This is a genomic window from Candidatus Binatia bacterium, from assembly GCA_036382395.1.
GTDB lineage: Bacteria > Desulfobacterota > Binatia > HRBIN30 > HRBIN30 > JAGDMS01.
This window is the reverse complement of sequence record DASVHW010000117.1, coordinates 1-3375: the sequence shown is the minus strand read 5'-3', so window position 1 is coordinate 3375 and position 3375 is coordinate 1. Positions and strand designations below refer to the sequence as shown.

Below are 3375 nucleotides of genomic sequence, written 5' to 3'. Positions count from 1 at the left end.
CCGGCTGACGCGGAACGCAGCGATCGCTCGTCTGGCGACCGCCTGCGCCACCGTCAGAAGGTGCGCCAGTCGATTCGCGAGAACATCGCGGACATCATCGCCGAAGAGTCGATCATCGGCAAAGATCGCGAGCACATCATCAAGGTGCCGATCCGCGGCATCAAGGAGTACCGCTTCGTCTATGGGGAAAACGCCCCCGGCGTGGCCGAGGGCGACGGTGATTCACAGCCCGGCCAGGTGATCGGCAAAGCGGCGGGCCAAGGCCCGGTCGGCGAGGATCGCGCCGGAGACAAGCCGGGCGTCGATTACTATGAAACCGACGTCACCCTGGAGGAACTGATCGAGATCATGTTCGAGGATCTCGAGCTGCCGGATCTCGAACGCAAGAAGCTGCGCGAGATCGCGGCCCAGCGCATGAGTCGTCGCAAAGGCTATCGCCAAGTGGGCGTGCGGGTGCGTCTGGACAAGCGCCGTACCGTCAGAGCCAAGGTGAAGCGGCGGCTGGCCACGCGCCACACCAACCATCATTTCCCCGACGACCACGAACGCTTTCCGTTCCACGAGGATGACCTCACCTATCGCCACCTGATCATCGACACGAAGAAGGAGTCGAACGCGGTGGTGCTGTGCATCATGGACACCTCCGGTTCCATGGACACGATGAAGAAATACCTGGCGCGGAGCTTCTTCTTCCTCCTCTTCCAGTTCATCGTCACCAAATACCGCAACGTCGAAATCGTGTTCATCGCGCATCACACCGAGGCCAGCGAGGTCGGTGAAGACGAATTTTTCCGCAAGGGAGAATCCGGCGGCACCTTCATTTCCTCGGGTTATCAGAAGGCGCTCGATATCATCGCCTCGCGCTACCACCCTTCGTTGTGGAACCTCTACGCGTTTCATTGCTCGGACGGCGACAACTTCGATTCCGACAACCCCGCGGCCCTGCGTTCCGCCAAGGAGCTGGCCGACGTCTGCAACCTGTTCGGCTACGGCGAAATCAAACCGCTCGGCTCCCGTTACTACGAAAGCTCCATGCTGAACGTCTTCCGCCGCCTGGAAGCGGACAACTTCCAGACCGTGCTCATCGAGCGCAAAGAGGACATCTGGCCGAGCTTCAAAGCCTTCCTGGCCAAGGACCGCGGCACGGAACAGTGAGGCGGTTGCATGGCGACGGCGTACGACATCAGGGTCCTCGAAGAGTGGGACGCCAAGATCCGCGACAAGCTTCGGGAGCTTGGGCTCGACTGCCATCCGCAGGAGTTCGAGCTGTGCAACCACAATCAGATGCTCGGATACATGGCGTATTCGGGCATGCCGTCACACTACCCGCACTGGTCCTACGGCAAGGCCTACGAAAAGCTGAAGACGCTGTACGACTATGGCGTCTCCGGCCTGCCGTACGAGATGGTCATCAACTCGAATCCGGCGCTGGCGTATCTGATGCGCGACAACTCGTTGTTGCTGCAGATCCTCACCATCGCGCACGTCTACGGACACAACGACTTCTTCAAGAACAACTTCACCTTCAGAACGACCCGCCCCGAATTCACGATCAGCACCTTCAAGGCGCACCGCAACCGTGTCCGCAGCTACGTCGAGGATCCCAGCATCGGCATCGAGAAAGTGGAGCACATCCTCGACGCGGCCCACGCCGTCTCGCTGCAGTGCCGGCGCAACCTCGCGGTGCGCAAACGCACCCCCGAAGAAGAGCGCCAGGACCTGTTGGACGCAGCGCGGCCACCGGAGGACCCGTTCCAGAGCATTCATCGCCGCCAACCGTACACGCAGCCGGACCTTCGCAAGGTGCCATTGGTGCCGGATGAGGATCTTCTGCTGTTCATCCGTGACCACAACCCGTACTTGGCGGAGTGGGAGAAGGATCTGCTGACGATCGTGCACGAGGGAGCGCAGTACTTCATCCCGCAGATCGAAACCAAGATCATGAACGAAGGATGGGCCACGTACTGGCACAAGCGCATCCTCGACAGCCTCATCCTGCCGCAAGAACTGCACCTGGAATTCCTCGTGCGCCACAACCAAGTGGTGCGGCCGTTTGCCCACGGTCTCAATCCGTACCATCTCGGCCTGCGGGTGTGGGAAGACATCCGCCGCCGGTACGATGAACCCACCCCGGAGGAGGCCAAGGAGCTCGGGCCGGCGCACCCCACGGGCACGCAGAAGCTGTTCGAAGTCCGCGAGACCGACCGTGATGTCTCGTTTCTCCGCCGGCATCTCACCGAGAATCTCATTCGCGACCTGCACCTCTTCGAGTACGAGACCAAGGGTGACGACCTGGTCATCGCCCGGGTGGCTGACAAAGAAGGCTGGCGCGAGGTGAAAGAGACGTTACTGAAGAACATCGGCATGGGTACGATCCCGGTCCTCAAGGTCGAAGACGCGGACTTCGGTCACAACCGCGTGCTCTACCTGGTGCACGATTACGACGGGCGCGATCTGCAGCTGGAGTATGCCGAGAAGACGCTCTCGTACGTCTACCGCCTGTGGCAGCGCGAGGTGGCGTTGGAGACAGTCGTGGGCGGCAAGCGGTCTTTGCTGCTGTACAACGACCGCGGTTTTTCCAGTAAAACGCTGAAGTGAGGCCAGTCGCCCCGATCGTTCGTATCTGCTTAGCGGCCGTATCGTTTGCCATTTAACCCTTGAGGCAGTAGAAGCCTGCGCCAGCACCCAATTGGGTAGCGTGTAGGCGCCTGATGCTCTATGACTTGGCAGCAATCGTATGACTGCTCGAAAACGCATCAGCGCTCCGCGCCCTCGCCGCCAACGCTCTGTGTCGGCAGCGCCGCGAACTGAGACCTACAAGCACCCCGAAGCGACGAGCTTGCTTCGGCCGGATGTCGGTACGCAGGCGCAGTTTCGCAAGAAGAAGCCGCCGCAGCGCTATCGCTACGATTCATCGCTGTCGCCAGTGCTCGATTGGGATGGGCAGAACCCGGCGCGCGAGCAAGGCGAGGCGCTGATTCGCCAGATCCTCGACGCACCGTCGCTTGAAGACGCGAAGTCGGCGGCCGAGCAATTGCGTGCGCTGAGCAAGCCGTTCCTGAACTGGGCCGGCAAGGCGGAGCGGCTGTCGTTCGACGTGCCTACACTGCCGCTGTTCGTGCACGAGCGGTTGTCGACCACGGCGATTCTCGAAACGCTCAAGGGCCACAAGCGCGACAAGCAGCTCTCGATGTTCGAGCTGTTCGGCGATCCGCAGCGGCCGATCCACGATCAGGTTTTGCGCGCTTACGAGTACCCGGACAACTGGGTGAACCGCCTCATCCTCGGCGACTCGCTGGTGGTGATGAACTCGCTGCTGCACTACGAGAGCCTCGGCGGGCAGGTGCAGATGATCTACATGGACCCGCCGTACGG

At 61.2% G+C, this 3375-nt stretch carries 3 protein-coding genes; all 3 read left to right on the top strand.

The window, feature by feature from the left end:
- A partial coding sequence (yhbH, locus tag VF515_05595; GenBank protein HEX7407109.1) for a sporulation protein YhbH occupies positions 1-1155 on the top strand: 1155 nt, incomplete at its 5' end.
- Between the two features lie 9 nt (positions 1156-1164).
- A complete protein-coding gene (locus VF515_05590) occupies positions 1165-2598 on the top strand; it encodes a SpoVR family protein (GenBank protein HEX7407108.1) in 1434 nt (477 codons plus the stop codon).
- A gap of 328 nt (positions 2599-2926) precedes the next feature.
- On the top strand, positions 2927-3375 hold a 449-nt coding region (locus VF515_05585), incomplete at its 3' end, for a site-specific DNA-methyltransferase (protein HEX7407107.1).